General features: G+C 32.3%; 18 protein-coding genes. 10 read left to right on the top strand and 8 right to left on the bottom strand.

Annotated features, from left to right (window positions below):
- Positions 1 to 845: 845 nt before the first annotated feature.
- Positions 846 to 1,157 carry a GIY-YIG nuclease family protein gene (locus RCH19_RS05305; protein ID WP_343022350.1) on the top strand — a complete coding sequence of 104 codons (312 nt, stop codon included), beginning with the start codon at positions 846 to 848 and terminating at the stop codon, positions 1,155 to 1,157.
- Positions 1,158 to 1,220: 63 nt separating this feature from the next.
- Here RCH19_RS05305 and RCH19_RS05310 read toward each other — a convergent pair whose 3' ends face one another.
- The 8 genes from RCH19_RS05310 to RCH19_RS05345 form a co-directional block, all read right to left on the bottom strand.
- Entirely contained in the window at positions 1,221 to 1,625 is a 405-nt protein-coding gene (locus RCH19_RS05310) for a hypothetical protein (RefSeq protein WP_121924683.1), read from the bottom strand.
- Between the two features lie 144 nt (positions 1,626 to 1,769).
- On the bottom strand, positions 1,770 to 2,552 hold the full coding sequence (locus RCH19_RS05315; RefSeq protein ID WP_343022351.1) for an enoyl-CoA hydratase-related protein: 783 nt from the start codon (positions 2,550 to 2,552) through the stop codon (positions 1,770 to 1,772).
- 10 nt (positions 2,553 to 2,562) lie between these two features.
- Positions 2,563 to 4,035, bottom strand: a complete 1,473-nt coding sequence (locus RCH19_RS05320; protein WP_343022352.1) for a HAMP domain-containing sensor histidine kinase — start codon at positions 4,033 to 4,035, stop codon at positions 2,563 to 2,565.
- A gap of 48 nt (positions 4,036 to 4,083) precedes the next feature.
- Positions 4,084 to 4,458: a four helix bundle protein gene (locus RCH19_RS05325; protein WP_343022353.1), complete on the bottom strand. Its 375-nt coding sequence runs from the start codon at positions 4,456 to 4,458 to the stop codon at positions 4,084 to 4,086.
- Between the two features lie 43 nt (positions 4,459 to 4,501).
- Entirely contained in the window at positions 4,502 to 5,050 is a 549-nt protein-coding gene (locus tag RCH19_RS05330; protein ID WP_343022354.1) for a CopD family protein, read from the bottom strand.
- A complete protein-coding gene (locus tag RCH19_RS05335; protein ID WP_343022355.1) occupies positions 5,037 to 6,392 on the bottom strand; it encodes an MATE family efflux transporter in 1,356 nt (451 codons plus the stop codon). Before RCH19_RS05335 ends, RCH19_RS05330 begins: the two co-directional genes overlap by 14 nt.
- Positions 6,393 to 7,448 carry a ferrochelatase gene (hemH, locus tag RCH19_RS05340; protein ID WP_343022356.1) on the bottom strand — a complete coding sequence of 352 codons (1,056 nt, stop codon included), beginning with the start codon at positions 7,446 to 7,448 and terminating at the stop codon, positions 6,393 to 6,395. It lies immediately after the preceding gene.
- Between the two features lie 100 nt (positions 7,449 to 7,548).
- Entirely contained in the window at positions 7,549 to 8,415 is an 867-nt protein-coding gene (locus RCH19_RS05345) for an AraC family transcriptional regulator (protein WP_121924677.1), read from the bottom strand.
- A 747-nt stretch (positions 8,416 to 9,162) separates the two neighbouring features.
- On the opposite strand from RCH19_RS05345, the gene hemA reads away from it, so the two are divergent.
- From hemA to hemB, 9 genes are all read left to right on the top strand, one after another.
- Entirely contained in the window at positions 9,163 to 10,422 is a 1,260-nt protein-coding gene (gene hemA, locus RCH19_RS05350) for a glutamyl-tRNA reductase (RefSeq protein ID WP_343022357.1), read from the top strand.
- A 59-nt stretch (positions 10,423 to 10,481) separates the two neighbouring features.
- A complete protein-coding gene (gene hemC / locus RCH19_RS05355) occupies positions 10,482 to 11,402 on the top strand; it encodes a hydroxymethylbilane synthase (RefSeq protein WP_343022358.1) in 921 nt (306 codons plus the stop codon).
- Between the two features lie 12 nt (positions 11,403 to 11,414).
- A complete protein-coding gene (locus RCH19_RS05360) occupies positions 11,415 to 13,157 on the top strand; it encodes a potassium transporter TrkG (RefSeq protein WP_343022359.1) in 1,743 nt (580 codons plus the stop codon).
- A 10-nt stretch (positions 13,158 to 13,167) separates the two neighbouring features.
- Positions 13,168 to 13,875 (top strand): TrkA family potassium uptake protein, encoded by a 708-nt coding sequence (locus RCH19_RS05365; protein ID WP_121924673.1) that lies wholly within the window; start codon positions 13,168 to 13,170, stop codon positions 13,873 to 13,875.
- 3 nt (positions 13,876 to 13,878) lie between these two features.
- Positions 13,879 to 14,535 carry a uroporphyrinogen-III synthase gene (locus RCH19_RS05370; RefSeq protein WP_343022360.1) on the top strand — a complete coding sequence of 219 codons (657 nt, stop codon included), beginning with the start codon at positions 13,879 to 13,881 and terminating at the stop codon, positions 14,533 to 14,535.
- A 61-nt stretch (positions 14,536 to 14,596) separates the two neighbouring features.
- Positions 14,597 to 15,622 carry a uroporphyrinogen decarboxylase gene (gene hemE / locus RCH19_RS05375; RefSeq protein ID WP_343022361.1) on the top strand — a complete coding sequence of 342 codons (1,026 nt, stop codon included), beginning with the start codon at positions 14,597 to 14,599 and terminating at the stop codon, positions 15,620 to 15,622.
- Between the two features lie 156 nt (positions 15,623 to 15,778).
- Entirely contained in the window at positions 15,779 to 16,330 is a 552-nt protein-coding gene (locus RCH19_RS05380) for a hypothetical protein (protein WP_343022362.1), read from the top strand.
- A gap of 50 nt (positions 16,331 to 16,380) precedes the next feature.
- Positions 16,381 to 17,283 carry an oxygen-dependent coproporphyrinogen oxidase gene (gene hemF / locus RCH19_RS05385; protein WP_343022363.1) on the top strand — a complete coding sequence of 301 codons (903 nt, stop codon included), beginning with the start codon at positions 16,381 to 16,383 and terminating at the stop codon, positions 17,281 to 17,283.
- 164 nt (positions 17,284 to 17,447) lie between these two features.
- Positions 17,448 to 18,446 carry a porphobilinogen synthase gene (gene hemB / locus RCH19_RS05390; protein WP_343022364.1) on the top strand — a complete coding sequence of 333 codons (999 nt, stop codon included), beginning with the start codon at positions 17,448 to 17,450 and terminating at the stop codon, positions 18,444 to 18,446.
- Positions 18,447 to 18,538: the final 92 nt, after the last annotated feature.

Below are 18,538 nucleotides of genomic sequence, written 5' to 3' on the forward strand. Positions count from 1 at the left end.
TCTTTCTACCACGTTTGTCACGCTGGAAGCGTCTCACTGCTATTGATTTTTGTAAATAAGTAATTGTTGAGATTCCTCCGGAATGACAAATTAGTAATTAGTGTCTGTGCGATAATTAAATTAAAGCGCTTTTTTAAAGAGACTCTTTCTACCACGTTTGTCACGCTGGAAGCGTCTCACTGCTATTGATTTTTGTAAATAAGTAATTGTTGAGATTCCTCCGGAATGACAAATTAGTCCAGTTTATTACCTTGGGTAACTAAGTAAAATACTTTAAAAAAAAATTCTATCTATAAAGTTTGTCACGCTGGAAGCATCTCATTGCTTTTGATTTTTGTAAATAAGTAATTGTTGATATTCCTCCGTAATGACAAAAGAGGATAATTTGTCGTTGCGGTAATTAAACTAAAACACCTTTCTAAACAAACTCTCTCTATCACGTTTGTCACGCTGGAAGCGTCTTATTGCTATTGATTTTTGTAAATATGTAATTGTTGAGATTCCTCAGGAATGACAAATTAACAGATAAATTATATTAGTTAATTACTTGCTTTTTTGCGCTGACTCTATTTACATTGTTTGTTACACTGGAAGCGTCTTATAGTTATTAATTTTTATAAATAATCAATTGTTGAGATTCCTCCGGAATGACAAATTAGTGGATAATTGAAGTTAGTTAATTATTTGCTTTTTTGCACTGACTTTATTTACACTGATTGTCACGCTGGAAGTGTCTCAAAGGTCGTGTTATAATTTAAGCGAAGTTATATGTAATCACAAAATAATAACACAAAGAGCTTATAATGTTTGTGTTATAAAGAATCAATTATTATTTTTATAAAAAAATGATTGAATACACTGAAGGAATTTATAACTTTTATGTTTACATTTTGACAAATAAAAACAAAACTGTTTTATATACCGGTGTCACTAATAATTTAAGGAGAAGACTGAACGAGCATAAAGAAAAAATTAATCCTCATAGTTTTAGTGCTCGTTATAATGTCGAATTTTTAATTTATTACGAACATTTCGGCTGGATTCAATTAGCGATTGCTAGAGAAAAAGAAATCAAAGACTTTAGGAGAGAGTTAAAATTGGATTTAATTAAAAGGTTTAACCCAGACCTACAATTCCTTAATTCTCATTTTGATTAGAACATACAAACATAATCTTGAGTAATAATATTAATAAAGATTATGCATGACGAACACAAAATCCTAAATCGAAATTCCTTTTTCCTTCATTGCAATAATTACATCAGAAGCATTTTTAAAAGTAGGTGATTTTTCAACAATGCTTGCTACTCTTTTCTTGTTCAACTTAAAAGTAATATCCTTTTCGGTAGTGAACAGAAGCGCAGTCAAAAATGGATTATTCATGTAAGGAGCTAATACCATAAAAGCTTCGTCTAAAGTATGAGTAGACTCAATTTCCTCTGTTTTATATTTTGCTGTAAGCGACAAAGCAAAAACATCGTTGTCTAATAAAACAGGTCGAACGTAAATATTCTTCAAATCGGTATCACCAATTGTTTTGGCAAGTGTCAATTTAGCGTAAGTTTTATCAGTAATACTTTCTTTTACTTTTTCCCAAAATTCAGCAAATATAGGTTGGTAGGACATAGAATTATTTTTTATGATTGTAAGTGCCCAAAAGGGAGTACAAAATTAGGTTTTGTAGAGCAAACCAAATCTATTTTCTGAAAAATTATTTTCAATATTGTTATTTTTAAGTAAAAAGAGAGCCATTTGGCTCTCTTTTTAGTCTTATTTTCCTGTGAACAATGCTTTTCTTTTTTCTAAGAATGCTGTTGTACCTTCTTTAAAATCTTCGGTTCCGAAACATTTTCCGAAAGCTTTGATTTCAGTTTTGTAACCATTTTTGCCTTCTTTAAAGTTAGCGTTGACTGCTTTTATCGCCTTGCTAATCGCATTAGGTGAATTTTTAATTATTTTTTGAGCAATGGTAGTGCAAAATTCTAATAATTCCGTTTGTGCCACTACATGATTTACGAGTCCATTTCTATGAGCTTCTTCAGCATTTATCATTCCAGCGGTCATAATCATTTCCATAGCGCGACCTTTCCCAATTAGTTGTGGTAGTCTTTGCGTTCCTCCATAACCTGGAATTACTCCTAAGGAAACTTCTGGAAGTCCCATTTTTGCATTATCTGAAGCTATTCTGAAATGGCATGCCATAGCTAATTCTAGTCCGCCACCTAATGCGAATCCATTAACGGCTGCAATTACAGGTGTTTTTAAATTCTCAACAAAATCAAATAATTTTTCTTGACCTTCCGCGGCTAATTTCATTCCCTGATCAACAGAAAAATTAGCAAATTCAGAAATATCAGCTCCAGCTACAAACGCTTTTTCTCCACTTCCGGTCAGCAAAATCACTTGAACTTCATTGTCTTTTTCTAACTTTTTAAAAGCTTTGTGCAGCTCATTAATCGTTGCCACATTCAACGCATTTAGCTTTGATGGACGGTTAATAGTAAGAGTTGCGATATTGTTTTCAGTTGTTACTAAAATATTTTCGTAAGTCATAATGGTAGTTTTAAGTGTTAATTATAGGAAGAGTTACGGTGAAAGTTGTTCCTTTCCCAAATTCTGTATCAAAGGTAATTGTTCCTTTATAGTTTTCGATGATGTTTTTTATTATTCCAAGACCAAGACCCATTCCACTACTTTTAGTGGTGAATTTTGGCTCGAATATTCTAGCTCTATCCTTAGGTTGAATACCAATGCCATTATCTGCAAATGTGATTAATACATTATTGTCTTCTTTTCTAATTCTAACAATTACCGATTTTTCTTCTTGCTGTTCTGGGATAGATTGTATTGCGTTCTTAGCTAAATTAGTGATAATGCGAATGAGTTGCGTTCTGTCAATTACCGAAATAATTTTTGGTAAATCGCTTATAACTTGGATGTAATCTTCATTAAATATATCCATTGCAAGTTCGACAACTTCAACCACATTTAACGTTTCATTTTGCTGTGCCGGCATCGAAGCAAAGTTTGAAAATGCCGAGGCAACTGCTGTCATCGTGTCAATTTGCTGGATTAAAGTTTCAGAGTAATCATTCATTTTTTGCTTTACGTTGGGGTCGCTTGGATCAAATTTACGTTGAAAACTCTGAACAGTCAATCGCATTGGAGTAAGCGGATTCTTTATTTCATGGGCTACTTGTTTAGCCATTTCGCGCCAAGCTTCCTCTCTTTCACTCTGCGCTAATTTTAAGGCACTTTTCTCGAGCTCATCCACCATCGCGTTATACGAATTTATTAATAGATTAATCTCCTTGCTACTGGCTTCTAAAACAATTTTTTCGTTTTTCTGACTCAAACTGGTTTCGCTCAATTTATCAGAAATCGTTTTTAATGATTTAGTGATATACGACGAAAGGAAATAGGCTAATGCAAAAGCCATAATTAGCATAAAGGAGTACACTTGTCCTAAGCGAATTAGAAAGCTTTTTAACTCATTTTCATAATAGCCATCATCTTCTACATAGGGCAGATTCAAAATTCCTAAAGGTTTAAATTTATCGTCTTTGATTTGGCTAAAAGCCGAACGATTCTTTTTACCAGCAATAGACTTAATTTCAACGTAGCGCTTTTCAATGGAAGAACGCACGAGTTTTAAAATGTATTTTGGAATAGGTGGCGCTACTTTATCGACTGAAAAAGACTCTTTTGAAGATTTAAGTAATTTTCCGTCTAAGCCATAAATATTGATTTCGACATTATGAATGTGCGCTAATTCGTGAATTTTGTCTTTGAAAATTAAATCTAGATTACTAGAAGTAAGGGGATACGTTGTTGTGGATAACACGAAATTAATGTGTTGCTTAACAGCATTTTCATTGCGCTCTAGACGTTGCTGGTGATAGACTTTAGCTTCATTTTTAAACTGAATAATTGAAATAGACGCTAAGATTACCGAAGCCATTAATATCAATACAATCATCGAAAGGAATATCCTAATTCGTAATGAAAGCGTTGCTATTTTGAAGTTTTTGATCATAATTTAAGTGTTCACTGTTCACTGTTCAGTTTGAACATTTTCCACAAGTTAATCATTTGCTTTTACTCCAAATTTATTTGGATTGCGCATCATATAATTTATAAGTTTTCCAACTTCTTCATTTTCTTTACAAAAAACGTTAAAAGTTTCTTCAGAAATGTAGTTACATGCAAAACAAAATTCAAGCCAAGTGTGTGTTTCAGAATTTTCAGCATCACAGTCGGTCAATTTACTATGAAAGTGTTTTGGATAATCTCTTTTTCTATAAGCCTCTGCGATATTCGCACAAACGCTTCGGGATGATCTTCTAATTTGGTCTGTTAAAGAATAGGTCTCTTCTTTTGGAAAAGACTTACTTAAATTAAAAATTTTCATCGCTAATAAAAAACCTTTTTGGTAAGCAAGCAAATCTTGATGCTTCATTTCTATTTCTTTGAAGTTTTACCTGCTAACTGAACACTGAGCACTAATTTCTCTCTCTAATTCTTTTATAAAATTTGAATCCAAGCATTATCAGAATTGAAAATAAGAAAATACCAACTACTCCGTAAATCCAGTTTACTGCATTTTTTAAAATCACTAAAAATACAACTGCAAATAGAATGATTGTCGCACCTTCATTCCATAATCTCATAAATGTATTGGAGTATTTTACATTATCAATTTGTAAATCTTTGAATATTAAATGGCATTTCCAATGGTATAAATACAGCGCAAATACAAAGCCAAGTTTTACGTGCATCCAAGGCATTTGCAACCAAGATTGCCCTAATTCTGTAAAAAATAGCATCCAAAACGCAAAAATACTCGCTAAAACCGCTGACGGCCATGTGATAATATACCACAAGCGATAGGTCATGATCTTGTATTGTTTTTGCAGAATTTCTTTTTCAGGAGATGGTTTTTGAGACGCTTCTATTTGGTAAACAAATAAGCGAACAATATAAAATAAACCTGCAAACCAAGTGATAACAAAGATGAGGTGTAATGATTTTAAGTAATTATAGTATTCCATCGTTAGTTTGAATCAATTTTGTGTTCATTTCTTTTTTAAGAAAGTAACCGGTGAGAATCGTGGAAAGAACATCGGCAATAGGAAACGCAATCCACACTCCAAAAATACCTAAAAAATTTGGTAGTATAAGCACTAGAGGAATTAGGAAAAATCCTTGCTTACTTAAAGTTAAAAGTAACGCCTTTCTAGCTTTTCCTGCGGCTTGAAAATAGGCGGCGCCTATTAGTTGAATTGCAATAATGGGTGAAGCAGCAAAAACCCAACGTAAAGCGTCTGGTGTTTGAGCGATTACAAGTGCATCAGTTGTAAAAACTGCGGTAATGGGTTTTGCAAATATTAGAATAACCACAAAAATCAGTGTAGCTAAAATAGCTGCATATTTTATAGATAATTTCACACTTTCTTTAACTCTATCGTAATTTCCCGCACCATAATTAAAACCAGCGATAGGAAGGAAACCTTGTGTAATTCCTAGGATTGGGAACAAAGCAAACATTAACATTCTACTTATAATTCCGTATATCGCTACTGAATGTTCGCCACCATAAGTGTATAAAGTATGATTTAAAATAATCGATAAAACACTTATAACACCTTGTCTTGAAAAAGTCACGAAACTTAGCGCTGATATTTCTTTAACGATAGGAATTTTGAATTTAAAGTGTTTTAATTGCAACTTTAATTCACTTTTAAAAAGGAAAAACCATAAAACAAATAGAAAGCAACTAAAATAGGATATGGCTGTCGCCAAAGCAGCGCCAAACATCCCTAAATTCATGTATTTTATAAAAAGAATATCTAATCCAATGTTAACAAATGCGGGGACTAGCATTGCCACCATAGCAAATTTTGCTTGGCCCTCTGCGCGAATGATATTGTTCCCCATCATGCATAATGCAAGAAATGGAACTGAAAGTATAATAGGGAAAAAGAATTCCTCTGCAGGTTGTACAATAGCTCCTTTTGCTCCAAAAAGCGCTAACATCTCATCACTGAATAAAAGTCCTATTGCAACGAAAAAGCAAGATAGCAGTAGAGTCATCATGATTTGATTGGCAAAAGTGTTTTTTGCTTTCTCTTTATCATTCGCTCCTAAAGCTCTAGAAAGTACAGATCCGCCACCAATACCTATTGCCATTCCTAATGAAGAAATGAAAAAGGTAAATGGCAAAACTACCGTTACCGCCGCAATGGCCAAAGAACCAATCCATTGTCCAACAAAAATTGTGTCAATCAAAATATTGACAGACATGAACAATACTCCAATAGAAGATGGAACTGCTTGTTTTATCAATAATTTTTTGATGTCTTGCGTGCCTAAGTCATCGGCGGTAACAGCCATTTATGCGTTTAATTTTTCAGTATTTGATTGAACAGTAGAAGATGTATTTGACCAAGTCGTAATCCAGTTACCCACTGTTTGACACCAATCGTCACTATCATTTAAGCAAGGAATCGCTAAAAATTCCTCTCCACCATGAACTTTAAATTCTTCATTTGCTTCCATGGCGATTTCTTCTAATGTTTCTAAACAATCAGACACAAAAGCAGGAGTAACAACAGCTAATTTTTTAATTCCTTTTTCTGGCATTTTATTTACTTCAACATCAGTGTAAGGCGTTAACCACTTATCTCCAGCTAAACGAGATTGGAAAGTTTGGCTGTATTTTCCCTCTGGAATTCCTAGTAATTTAACGACTTGTTTTGTAGTTTCATAACATTGATGACGGTAACAAAATTCATGAGCTGGTGAAGGTGTATTGCAACAAGAACCATCAATTTTACAATGTGATTTTGTAATATCTGTTTTGCGAATGTGACGCTCTGGAATTCCGTGATAGGAGAACAATAAATGATCGTAATCATAACCTTCTAAATGGCCTTTGATTGAATCAGCTAGGTTTTTTAAATAATCAGGTTTATTATAGAAAGCAGGAACAATAGTAAATTTCATATTTGGAAAATACTTTTGACGGTGCTCTTCAGCTAACTCTAAAATTGTAGTAGTTGAAGCCATTGCGTGCTGAGGATATAAAGGAAATAAAAGAACTTCCGTTACTCCTTTATCATGTAGCTCTTGTAAACCGGATAACAAAGATGGATTTCCGTAGCGCATCGCTAATGAAACTGGAACATCAACTAACTGCTTCACTTTCTCATGCATTCTTTTAGAAATTACAACAAGAGGAGAACCCTCGTCCCACCAAATTTTAGCATATGCCGCAGCAGATTTTTTAGGTCTTGTTTGAAGAATAATTCCACGTACTAATAAAGCGCGCAACAAAAAAGGAACGTCAATAACATATTTATCCATTAAAAACTCATCTAAATATGGTTTTACATCTTTTGCTGTTGGACTTTCTGGAGAACCTAAATTAACTAATAATACACCTTTCATGTTGTCTTTTTTTGTTGATACAAAAGTAATTAAACTTACTTTTTTGTAAATTGGGATTAACTATTTTTTATTGATTGTTTGATATACGAAATTTATGCCTTTACGTATTTTGATTCATAGACATTAAATATTTTTTAGGAGTCGTAGCAAATTTCTTTTTAAATGCGGCTATAAAGTGACTTCCAGTACTATATCCTATTTTTAGTCCTACTTCGTTGACATTATATGAACCACTGTCGAGTAATTTTCGAGCAAAATCCATTTTGTAATCAAACAGAAATCCATAAACGGTGTCGCCGTAAATTTGCTTGAAACCCATTTTTAGTTTCTTCAAATTCAAACCAATCTCATCTGCTAATTCTTGTAATCCTGGGGGTTCAGCCATATTTGCAATAATAATTTCTTTGGCTTTTCTGATTTTTAAAACGTTATCCTCATCTATTAAAAAGGGACATTGTTCTGCATTAGGATCTTCAGTTCTATTAAAATATAAACTTAATAATTCATATCCTTTCCCTTTGTAGTAAAGGTTTTTGATCGATGGATTTAGATTGTAGTGAAACATTTGATTCAGTACAATTGCCATCGAGGGACTGATTTCCGTTTCGTTGTAATATTTTTTTTCTTGATTTTCTTTACTTAGAAAAGGGATATGTTCGGCATCATCAGTGAATAGACCGTGAAACTTTTTAATCGAAATAAAAATAGAAATCAACCATGTTTTTGGATCGATTTCGACATTTAAAGGAAGTTCTTTCTCAGTGTTATAAAACAAAAGAGCCTTTTCTTCCTTTAGTTTTAAACTGTAATTACCTTGATTAAAATTATAATTTGCACTTCCCTTGAGTCCAAAATGAAATTGTATCAATCCTAATTGTATTGGGCGTTGAAATACAGCGACTTCATCTGTGTTGTTTTGAAAGCGAATTAAAATAAAATCATCATCAATTTTTATTTCTTCCTCCATTTTTTAGATTTTTTTAATTCTGTTCGAAAGAATCTCTTCTAATCTAAGATTCCATTCCGACCTTCAAAATTAAATCTTTTATGTGGTTAAACCTTTACTTCCTTCTAAATTTATAGAATGTTTAATTATTACTAAAATTAGAAGATGTGGTAAAACTGTCTTTTTCCAAATATATATTTGCGAAATACTATTAAAGCTAATACTTAATTTTATAATTACATTGTTGTTATAATAGAATCTATCAGAAAACCAGCAGTTTAAAAATAATTCTTTTTTGACATTAAAAAAGCTATTCAATTAGGTAGTGTTTTTATTTAAAAATAGTTTTCTAATTAGTTTATTATAACGGAAATCAATTTAACTTTAATGAATCATAATTTTAAATTAGCTTTAAATAAATTAATTTTTAAAAGGTTTTAGCCACGAATAATTCATCTATTTAGAGATACAATTTCCATTACTGTTTTTAAAAATGATATTGTTCAAAATAATTGTTAACATTATTTTTAAGCACTCTAAGCGATGTTTTTACTAATAATTTAATAAAAAAACCCAATCTCTTATTTAGAATTATTCTACATAATTAACTGTATTTACCCTTATTTTGCTCTATATTCAGATATAACTTCTTTTGTAATTAGTATTTTTGACTAAAATATCTCTTAGCGATACAAAAAGCACTTCCAGCGTTGTTTTAATAAAATAGTTAACAATAATTTTGTAGAAATTTTTTAAGAAAAGTATAATATGGAAAAATTCAACATGTCCAGAAATAGCACTTTCTATGCTTTAGGTTTAAGTTACAAAAAAGCAGATGCAACAATCCGAGGAAAATTTAGTTTAGATGCGCATGCGCAATCTGTTTTATTAATGCAAGCTGAGGCAGAAGGTATCGAATCACTTATTGTTACTTCTACTTGTAATAGAACTGAAATATATGGTTTTGCGAAGCATCCTTATGAATTAATCAAATTACTTTGTGAAAATAGTAAAGGTTCTGTAGAAGAGTTTCAAGAAGTTGCTTACATATATAAAAATCATGAAGCTATTAATCACATGTTTCGTGTAGGAACAGGATTAGACAGTCAAATTCTAGGTGATTTTGAGATTATTAGCCAGATTAGAAATGCTTTTAATTTAAGTAAATCTAACGGTTTGATCAATACGTTTATGGATCGTTTAGTAAACTCAGTTATTCAAGCGAGTAAAAGAATTAAAACCCAAACTGATATTTCTTCTGGTGCAACATCTGTTTCATTTGCATCTGTTCAATACATTTTTAAAAACGTTGAAGAAATTGCTAATAAAAATATTTTACTTTTTGGAACAGGGAAAATTGGAAGAAATACTTGTGAGAATTTAGTAAAACATACTAAGCACAGTCAAATTACTTTAATTAATCGTACAAAAGATAAGGCGGAGAAATTAGCTAAAAAATTGAATGTTGTTGTAAAAGATTACGCTGACTTGCAATTAGAGTTACAAAAAGCTGATGTTGTAGTTGTTGCAACTGGAGCACAAAATCCTACGATTGATAAAACTCTTTTAAATTTAAAAAAACCCTTATTAATTTTAGATTTATCAATACCTAAAAATGTAAACGAGAACGTAAAAGATATTGAAGGTGTTACTTTAATTCACATGGATCAACTGTCTCAAATTACAGATGAAACTTTAGAAAACAGAAAGCAACACATTCCACGAGCAGAAGCAATTATTGAGGAAATTAAAGAGGAATTTGATTCTTGGAATAAAAACAGAAAATTTGCACCAACTATCCAAGCTTTAAAAGAAAAATTAAATTCTATTAAAGAAGGTGAGTTGAATTTTCAAAGAAAGAAAATATCAAATTTTCATGAAGAACAAGCTGAATTAATAAGTAATAGAATCATCCAAAAAATTACTAAACATTTTGTGAATCATCTAAAAGATGGAGAATCTATGGATGAAGGAATCGAATGGATTGAAAAAGTGTTTCAGTTAGAGCAAGAAAAATATTTTTCGTAATATAACAGATTGAAAAAGCTTTAATAAGTAATTAAAACTGTTGTAAAATTAAATAAAACGTGGTCGAAAAAACAATACGCATAGGAACCAGAGATAGTGAATTAGCACTTTGGCAAGCCCATACAGTTGAAAAAAAATTAAACGATTTAGGTTATAAAACTGAAATTACTGCAGTAAAATCACAAGGAGACATTCTTCTCGATAAACCACTCTACGAATTAGGCATTACTGGAATTTTTACTAAAACATTAGATATCGCCATGATTAATGGTCAAGTAGATATTGCGGTGCATTCCATGAAAGACGTTCCTACAGCATTGCCAACAGGAATTGTTCAAGCTGCTGTGCTAGAAAGAGCGAATACGCTTGATATTTTAGTTCATAAAGGCAATCTTGATTTTCTACAATCAGAAGGAACAATTGCAACGGGTAGTTTACGTCGTCAAGCACAATGGCTCAATAAATATCCTACACATAAAGTTGTTGATTTGCGTGGAAACGTGAATACAAGAATGAAAAAATTAGAGGACAGTGACTGGAACGGAGCTGTTTTTGCCGCTGCTGGATTAGAAAGAATTAACATCAAACCATCTAATTATATCAATTTAGACTGGATGATTCCAGCACCAGCTCAAGGAGCAATGGTAATTGTTGCAATGGCAAATGATGAATTTTGTAGAGATGCCGCTGCCGAATTAAACGATATAGAAACAGAAGTTTGTACTCATATTGAAAGACAATTTTTGAAGACTCTTGAAGGTGGTTGTACAGCTCCAATAGGAGCTTTAGCAATAATGCAAGATGACGATATTATATTTAAAGGTGTATTGTTTTCTTTAGACGGAAAAGAAAAATTAGAGATTAATAAAACCGTTTCATTAGAGGAGTGGAAAAAATTAGGATATAATTGCGCTAAGGAAATTTTAGATAACGGCGGAATTAGTTTGATGGAAAGCATTCGTAATGATTTAAAAAAGTAATTTTATTTCATTATGAAAAAAGAATCCCTACTCAATTATTTGTATCGTTTTTTTGATATTATAGTACTACTATTTATAGTTTTTGATTTTGGATATGATTTTCAGGATAATTATAACTCACCGCACGTAATTGCATTAATTGTACTTTCAGTAGGATTATTAGGTTTTAACTCCTTCAAATATTACAATTATACATTCAAAAGCAACAAGAAGGTAGTTTTAATCAACATGATTATTCTATCATTTCTACTATTGCTTTCCGCTTTAACTTGGTTTGTAAATAGCACATTACCATCTTATTACGTTTTACAGAAAATCAAACCAGTTATTGAAGGAGGTCTTATCTTTTACTTCTTACTTCGATTGATGGTATTTGTTCGTCATATCTATGACATTTACTTTAATCCCGCTATCGTTTTTGTAGGGAGTTTTATGATTTTAGTTTTAATTGGTGCCTTCTTACTAATGCTACCAAGTGCCACGACAGGCTCAATTACTTTTACTAATGCACTTTTTACCGCCACAAGTGCTGTTTGTGTAACTGGTTTAACCGTAGTTGATACCGCAGCAGATTTCACAATAATAGGCCAATCGATTATTATTGTTTTAATTCAATTAGGAGGAATTGGAATTTTAACTTTTACATCATTCTTTGCATTCTTCTTTAGAGGAAGTTCTTCGTTTAAAGAAGGATTGAATACACGAGATTTTATTGCTAATGAAGGTCTAAGAGATGTTTTTAGAGCGGCTCTTAACGTTGTTATATTTACACTAGCTGTTGAATTAGTTGGAGCATTGTTTATTTATTCATCTATTATCGAAAATCCTATTATTGAGCATAAATTATACTTTTCGATATTTCACTCTATATCAGCTTTTTGTAATGCAGGTTTTTCTACTTTACCGGGAGGAATTTTAAATACAACTGTCAAATTTAATTATTACCTACAGTGGATTTTGATGCTAATGATTATTTTGGGCGGTTTAGGTCACAATATTGTCTTTAACTTCTTTCAATATTGGAAGACCTATGTTTTTGAGCTTTTTGATAAAAAGATAATTCATAAAAAAGTCAGGATCATTACTTTAAATACGAGAATAGTGCTTTATACTACCTTTATATTATTAATAGGAGGTTCTATATTTCTATATATTTCAGAGTATAATCACACTTTACTACAACACGATACTGTTTTTGGAAAAATAACAGCAGCAGCGTTTAATGCAGTATCACCTAGAACAGCAGGCTTTAGCGCAACTGATTATGCAGAAATGGGTGTTCCATCCTTGCTTTTTATTATTTTTCTAATGTGGATAGGTGGTTCGCCAGCCTCAACTGCAGGTGGAATAAAAACGAGTACTTTTGCATTAGCGACATTGAATATTGTTGCAGTAGCTAGAGGGAAAGGTAGAATTCAATTATTTGGTCGTAGAATATCAGCAGATTCTACTTCTCGTGCATTTGCTATTTTATCGATCTCGTTGATTACGATTGGTCTTTCTATAATGGGTGTATTAATTTTTGAACCAGAAGGAACATCAATATTAACAGTAGCTTTCGAATGTTTCTCAGCTTACAGCACTGTAGGATCGAGTATCAATTTTACTCCAACACTTACTGAGCCGAGTAAGTTTGTGATCATTATCACTATGTTTATTGGTCGTATAGGAATGCTGAATTTAATGGTAGGATTATTACGAAGATTGAATCATCAGTTTTACGAATATCCGCGGGAAAATATATTAATTAACTAAACTTGTTTAGATGAAAATAATCGTTTTTGGTTTAGGAAATTTCGGAATGTCATTGGCGATAAGCCTAACCGAAACAGGAAATGAAGTTATTGGTGTTGATAAGAATATTGAGAAAGTGAATCTTGTAAAAGATAAAATTTCACACGCCATTGCCATGGATTCTACTAACGAGCTGTCATACGAAGCTTTGCCTTTAAAGGACACTGATAAAGTAGTGGTTGCTATTGGAGAAAATGAAGGTGCTGCCATTATCACGACTGCAATTATTAAAAAATTGAGCGATGTGAAAATTATCAGTAGAGCGTTGTCACCTATTCACGATACGGTTCTTGAGGCTATGGGAATTCATAGTATTGTTCATCCTGAGCAAGAATCTGCAGATCGATTGACGAAGCAAATTAATTTTAAATCTACTTTAGAAAATTATCAGTTAGATGATAATTACACCATATCTGAAGTTAAGGCAAAACCAGAATTCTTTGGTAAAACATTAGCTGAATTAGATACCATCGATAAATATCGATTAACTTTGATTACTATTATTCGAAAGAGAGAAAAGAAAAATTTAATAGGCAAAAAGTCTATTATAAAAGAATCAATAGGTCGTCCCGCTCCATTAACTGTTATCCTGGAAGATGATATTTTAGTGGTTTACGGATACAATAAAGATATAGAAACCTACTGTTTAGGTCAAGAAGAATACCAAAAAAGAAGTTAAAAAATGATTCAGATACTATCTACAAAGACACTTTTAAAAGATCAAAAAGAAGCTTTGGTAAATGCTAATTTCAATGTTATTGAAGTCGATTTTATAAAGACGAAAAGCAATCCTTTTCAAATAAATGAAATTAATGAGAATTTGATTTTTACTAGTCAAAATGCAGTGCAAAGTTTTTTATTGGATCCAAAAGCTGAAGCATTAAAGTCCAAAAATGTTTTTTGCGTAGGTTTAAAAACTAAAATCATGCTTTCTGAAAGTGGCTACAATGTTGTCGCTTACACTGGTTACGCAGAGGATTTAGCAGAAATAATTACTTTGATTTATGCTAGTGAAAGCTATACTTTTTTTAGTGGAAACTTAAGAAGAGAGACTTTGCCAAAAGCTTTGAAAGAAGCTAAAATAAAGTTTAACGAAATTCAAGTTTACGAAACAACACTGACGCCTCAGAAAATTAAAACGCCTGTTGAAGCAATTTTATTTTTTAGTCCTTCTGGAATCGAAAGTTATTTGAAAGATAATAAGATTAAAAACGAGACTTGTTTTTGTATTGGAACAACAACTTCAAGCGCTCTAGAGGGAATAACTAAAAATGTAATAGTGGCTACACAACCTACAATTGAAGATGTGATTGAAGAAGTAATTGCTGAATATAGATAATGACTGTTTAAAGATGATTTAAACAATTAAAAATAATGAAAACGCTATAAGACAATAAATTATGATTAAGAACGACCTATTTTTAAAAGCACTAAAAGGAGAAACAGTTGATCGTCCGCCAGTATGGATGATGCGCCAAGCTGGAAGATATTTGCCGGAATTTATTGCATTACGTGATAAATATGATTTCTTCACGCGTTGTAGAACACCTGAAATTGCTGCTGAAATTACTGTACAACCTATTCGTAGAATTGCTCCAGATGCTGCGATTTTATTCTCTGATATTTTGGTGGTGCCACAAGCAATGGGACTTGAAGTTATAATGAAAGAAAATTTTGGTCCGTTTGTACCAAATCCAATTCGCACAATTCAAGATGTAGAACGCGTTATTGTTCCGAATATTCACGAAACTTTAGGATATGTGATGGATGCCATCAAATTGACTAAAGAAATGCTGAATGATGAGGTTCCCTTAATTGGTTTCGCTGGTTCGCCTTGGACAATTATGTGCTATGCAGTGGAAGGTCAAGGATCTAAAAGTTTTGATAAAGCTAAAGGATTTTGTTTCCAATATCCAGAAGCTGCTCACGTTTTATTGCAAAAAATTACAGATACTACTATTCTATATCTTAAAGAAAAAGTAAAAGCAGGAGTGAATGCCGTTCAAGTTTTTGACTCTTGGGGTGGAATGCTATCTCCAGCTGACTATCAAGAATTTTCTTGGAAATACATCAACCAAATCGTTGAAGCTTTAGCTGATGACGCACCGGTTATTGTTTTCGGAAAAGGATGTTGGTTTGCTCTAGGCGAAATGGGTAAAAGTAGAGCTTCAGCATTAGGAGTAGACTGGACTTGTTCACCAAGGAATGCAAGATATTTATCTGGAGGAAAAATTACTTTACAAGGAAATTTTGATCCATCACGGTTATTATCACCTATTCCAGTTATCAAGAAAATGGTGCATGAAATGATTGACGAGTTCGGGAAAGATAAATACATCGTGAATTTAGGTCATGGAATTTTACCAAACATTCCTGTAGATCACGCAAAAGCATTTATCGATGCAGTAAAAGAATATAATCAGTAGATAATTTTGTCCTGCAAGGTTTTCAAAACCTTGTAGGTGTAAATTTGACTATATTTATGATTAAAAACACCTACAATGTTAAAAAAACACCTTGAAGGTTATCGAATGAATTTCCTGCGAGGTTTTCAAAACTTTGCAGGTTTAATTTAAAAGAAAATGAAATCAGAAATATTAGAAAAAAACTATTACTACCACATTTATAATAAAGGAATAAATGGTACAAATATCTTTTCTAATAATGAAAACAAGAGTTATTTCCTAAAACAGTTAGATAATTATTTAAAAGGTAACCTTTCAGTTTATGCTTATTGTCTAATGGATAATCATTTTCATTTGATTGTAAAGGTAAATTCTGATCCAGAAATAGTTACACAAAGTTTTTCCAATTTTTTCAATGCATATGCAAAAGCATATAACAAAGAAGTAAGTAGAACAGGAAGCCTTTTTGAAAAACATTTCAAAAGAATTCGATTAGATAATGAGTTGTATTTAAAAAATCTAATTCTATATATTCATTTAAACCCAAAACATCATTTAAATATTGATTTCAAGTCTTTTTTGTTTTCTTCATACCGATCTATTTTATCTGATAAAGAAACCAAATTAGAAAGAAGTGAAATTTTAGATTTATTTGGAGGGAGAGAAAATTTTATTTTTTGTCATACTACAGAAAATGAATTATTAACTGAAAAATACACATTTGAATAATTAATAAAAAATACCTACAAGGTTTTCAAAACCTTGCAGGAGATTTAAATATGAAAAATAAATTTTACGCTTACATACAAAACTTACAAAATAAAATTGTTGCAGGATTAGAAGCTGTTGATGGAAAAGCTAAATTTCGTGAGGATGTTTGGGAACGACCAGAAGGAGGAGGAGGAAGAACTCGTGTAATCGAAAATGGGAATGTTTTTGAAAAAGGCGGTGTTAATATTTCAGCAGTTCACGGAAAATTACCAGACAGCATGCAAAAACTCTTCAACGTAGGAGAAGCTGATTTTTTCGCATGCGGATTAAGTTTAGTTATTCACCCAAAGAGTCCAATGGTTCCAACGGTTCATGCTAACTGGCGCTATTTCGAAATGTATGACGATGCTGGAAATGTAATCAACAGTTGGTTTGGTGGCGGACAAGATCTTACGCCTTATTATTTGTTCGAAGAAGATGCAACTCATTTTCATCAGACTTGTAAAACAGCTTGTGATAAGCACCATCCAGAGTTTTATCCAAAGTATAAAAAGCAATGTGACGCTTATTTCTGGAATGCACATCGTTCTGAAGCTCGTGGAATTGGAGGCTTATTTTTTGATTACTGCAAAGAGACAGAGGACATGAAAATGGAAAATTGGTTCAACTTTGTTTCAGAGGTTGGGAATAGTTTTCTAGAAGCGTACGTTCCCATTGTTGAAAAAAGAAAAAACTTACCATTTACAGAAGCTCAAAAAACTTGGCAAGAAATTCGTCGTGGCCGTTATGTAGAATTTAATTTGGTACATGACAAGGGCACTTTATTTGGTTTGAAGACCAATGGTCGAATTGAAAGTATCTTGATGAGTTTGCCACCACATGTTCAGTGGGTTTACGATCATCATCCAGAAGCTGGAAGTGAAGAAGAAAAATTAATACAAGTATTAGAAAATCCAGTTAATTGGATTTAAGATTGTTGAATAACGATTTTTGATTGCAGATGTAATCCCGTAGTTCAATAATATTCGATAAATAGAAAATATAATAAGATTAGAGATCTAGGATTTCAGACTTTTCTCAAAATAGCACAAAAGATCTAAAATCTACAATCGTTAATCTAAAATCATAAATCATTATGTTCCCATTACAAAGAGGTAGAAGATTACGCGTAAACGAATCTATTCGTTCTTTAGTTCGCGAAACTACATTAAGTCCAAGCGATTTTATGTTCCCTATGTTCATCGCAGAAGGTGAAAATTACAAAGTAGAAATTTCTTCGATGCCAGGAATTTTTCGTCGTTCAATAGATTTAACTGTTTTAGAAGTTAAAGAATTATTCGAATTAGGAATTCGTGCGGTAAACATTTATGTAAAAGTTGATGAAAGTTTAAAAGACAATACAGGAAAAGAAGCTTGGAATCCAGACGGATTAATGCAACGTGCGATTAAGGAGATAAAAGTAGCTTGTCCAGAAATGATTGTAATGCCAGACGTGGCATTAGATCCTTATTCCATTTATGGTCATGATGGAATAATCGCTAATGGTGATATTGAGAATGACTCAACAAATGATGCATTAGTAAAAATGGCCATTTCTCATGCACAAGCAGGAGCTGATTTTGTAGCTCCATCTGATATGATGGATGGACGAGTTTTGCGCTTGCGTCAAGGACTTGATGCTGCAGGATTTCAAAATGTGGGTATCATGAGTTACTCGGCTAAATATGCTTCGGCATTTTACGGACCATTTAGAGACGCCTTAGACAGCGCTCCAAGAGAAGCTGACGTAGTTGTTCCGCAAGATAAAAAAACGTACCAAATGGACTATGCAAACCGTTTAGAAGCTATTAAAGAAGCATTGTGGGATGTTGAAGAAGGTGCAGATATGGTTATGGTAAAACCAGGAATCGCTTATTTAGATATTGTACGTGAAGTTAAAAATGCTGTGAATGTTCCTGTAACTGTTTTTCATGTTTCGGGAGAATATGCAATGATCAAAGCAGCAGCCGAGAGAGGTTGGTTAGATCATGACAAAATTATGATGGAGCAATTAATGTGTATAAAAAGAGCAGGAGCAAGTTTAATCTCGACCTATTTTGCTAAAGAAGCTGCGATACTTTTACAAAAAAGTTAATAAAATAATAAGCTTAAAATTTGAAAATTGAGCTGAAGAGTAATTTTTTTAGTATATTTGATACAGAGTTAAATACAGCTAATCTTACTTTT

The sequence above is a fragment of the Flavobacterium sp. PL12 genome, assembly GCF_039123485.1.
In the GTDB taxonomy this organism is placed as follows: Bacteria; Bacteroidota; Bacteroidia; order Flavobacteriales; family Flavobacteriaceae; genus Flavobacterium; species Flavobacterium weaverense.

What these genes read in the sequence shown, in the direction of transcription:
- RCH19_RS05305 (WP_343022350.1), top strand. Translation starts at nt 846, where the DNA reads ATGATTGAATACACTGAAGGAATTTATAACTTTTATGTTTACATTTTG.
- RCH19_RS05310 (WP_121924683.1), bottom strand. Translation starts at nt 1,625, where the DNA reads ATGTCCTACCAACCTATATTTGCTGAATTTTGGGAAAAAGTAAAAGAA.
- RCH19_RS05315 (WP_343022351.1), bottom strand. Translation starts at nt 2,552, where the DNA reads ATGACTTACGAAAATATTTTAGTAACAACTGAAAACAATATCGCAACT.
- RCH19_RS05320 (WP_343022352.1), bottom strand. Translation starts at nt 4,035, where the DNA reads ATGATCAAAAACTTCAAAATAGCAACGCTTTCATTACGAATTAGGATA.
- RCH19_RS05325 (WP_343022353.1), bottom strand. Translation starts at nt 4,458, where the DNA reads ATGAAGCATCAAGATTTGCTTGCTTACCAAAAAGGTTTTTTATTAGCG.
- RCH19_RS05330 (WP_343022354.1), bottom strand. Translation starts at nt 5,050, where the DNA reads ATGGAATACTATAATTACTTAAAATCATTACACCTCATCTTTGTTATC.
- RCH19_RS05335 (WP_343022355.1), bottom strand. Translation starts at nt 6,392, where the DNA reads ATGGCTGTTACCGCCGATGACTTAGGCACGCAAGACATCAAAAAATTA.
- hemH (WP_343022356.1), bottom strand. Translation starts at nt 7,448, where the DNA reads ATGAAAGGTGTATTATTAGTTAATTTAGGTTCTCCAGAAAGTCCAACA.
- RCH19_RS05345 (WP_121924677.1), bottom strand. Translation starts at nt 8,415, where the DNA reads ATGGAGGAAGAAATAAAAATTGATGATGATTTTATTTTAATTCGCTTT.
- hemA (WP_343022357.1), top strand. Translation starts at nt 9,163, where the DNA reads ATGGAAAAATTCAACATGTCCAGAAATAGCACTTTCTATGCTTTAGGT.
- RCH19_RS05360 (WP_343022359.1), top strand. Translation starts at nt 11,415, where the DNA reads ATGAAAAAAGAATCCCTACTCAATTATTTGTATCGTTTTTTTGATATT.
- RCH19_RS05365 (WP_121924673.1), top strand. Translation starts at nt 13,168, where the DNA reads ATGAAAATAATCGTTTTTGGTTTAGGAAATTTCGGAATGTCATTGGCG.
- RCH19_RS05370 (WP_343022360.1), top strand. Translation starts at nt 13,879, where the DNA reads ATGATTCAGATACTATCTACAAAGACACTTTTAAAAGATCAAAAAGAA.
- hemE (WP_343022361.1), top strand. Translation starts at nt 14,597, where the DNA reads ATGATTAAGAACGACCTATTTTTAAAAGCACTAAAAGGAGAAACAGTT.
- RCH19_RS05380 (WP_343022362.1), top strand. Translation starts at nt 15,779, where the DNA reads ATGAAATCAGAAATATTAGAAAAAAACTATTACTACCACATTTATAAT.
- hemF (WP_343022363.1), top strand. Translation starts at nt 16,381, where the DNA reads ATGAAAAATAAATTTTACGCTTACATACAAAACTTACAAAATAAAATT.
- hemB (WP_343022364.1), top strand. Translation starts at nt 17,448, where the DNA reads ATGTTCCCATTACAAAGAGGTAGAAGATTACGCGTAAACGAATCTATT.